The sequence below is a fragment of the Neobacillus drentensis genome (assembly GCF_036965645.1).
Taxonomy (GTDB): Bacteria; Bacillota; Bacilli; order Bacillales; family Cytobacillaceae; genus Neobacillus; species Neobacillus drentensis_D.
In genome coordinates this window covers 697-1,570 of sequence record NZ_JBALPZ010000293.1, presented here as the reverse complement: position 1 = coordinate 1,570, position 874 = coordinate 697, and the positions used below count along the sequence as shown (strand labels likewise).

At 31.4% G+C, this 874-nt stretch carries 2 protein-coding genes; both read left to right on the top strand.

The features are described from left to right. Positions 1–164 precede the first annotated feature (164 nt). On the top strand, positions 165–323 hold the full coding sequence (locus tag V7266_RS30520) for a hypothetical protein (RefSeq protein ID WP_335473024.1): 159 nt from the start codon (positions 165–167) through the stop codon (positions 321–323). Positions 324–429: 106 nt separating this feature from the next. Continuing rightward, positions 430–874, top strand: a 445-nt coding sequence (locus V7266_RS30515) for a hypothetical protein (protein WP_335473023.1), incomplete at its 3' end; no start/stop codon positions are given.

Below are 874 nucleotides of genomic sequence, written 5' to 3'. Positions count from 1 at the left end.
TTCCCACGCAGTCCCGCCATTGACACATTCTTGAACGTTTATAATAAAATTTCCCCCCACAGTCTAAACGGTGTTTTTTAACTAGACTGTTGAAGACTGTTAAGCAAAACTGTGGAGGAGATTTACTCTTAGTCACCTATAAAAATCCGTAGGGGGCTATTTTTATGCAAAAAACTTTTCGTAAGTATAAGCGTGGAGAAAGTATTGGAAGAAGCACAAAGAAGATTTTAAATGCTCTAACGTTAGATGAAATGTTTGATAAGTTTATGACCTTCAAGAAAACGGAAGCATTGGCACCAAGAACTATTGAAGAGTACGTTTAATTGGTCTCTATATGATCCATCCCAGTTCAGTGCAGCTCCCCTTTGGTGATTAAACTTTTATCAGATACAAATTGTGATATCAGATATAAAAAGAATGATTTCATAATTGGGTGATAAATCCCTTATAGAAAAGTTCCTAAAGCTTAGGGAAATGTTCCAATCTCTAAGTGAAAAAAGATTAGAGACTGAAGAGGAGTTTTATATAGGTTTAAAGGACATGTATGATAATCTTGAGAGGCAGTATTGGTCTACTTATAATTCTCTATATAAAGATTATGATTGGTATCATCGTATTCTAAATACCAATTTTACATTTAGAGTAATTTTAGAATGTATAAGACCTTTAAGGAATATCAGTCAATTTTTCGCTTTTATCACTGGATTAACCTTGTTTTTAAATCTATATTTTGGAATCTGCAATAAATTTACTGTTGAGGACATATCTTTATTACCTGTTGAACTAAAAGTATTAGCTTTTTCTATTTTAACCATATCATTAATGGTTTTGATATTTTGTGAAATGTTTATTCCAGAAAATTTTTATGATAAGA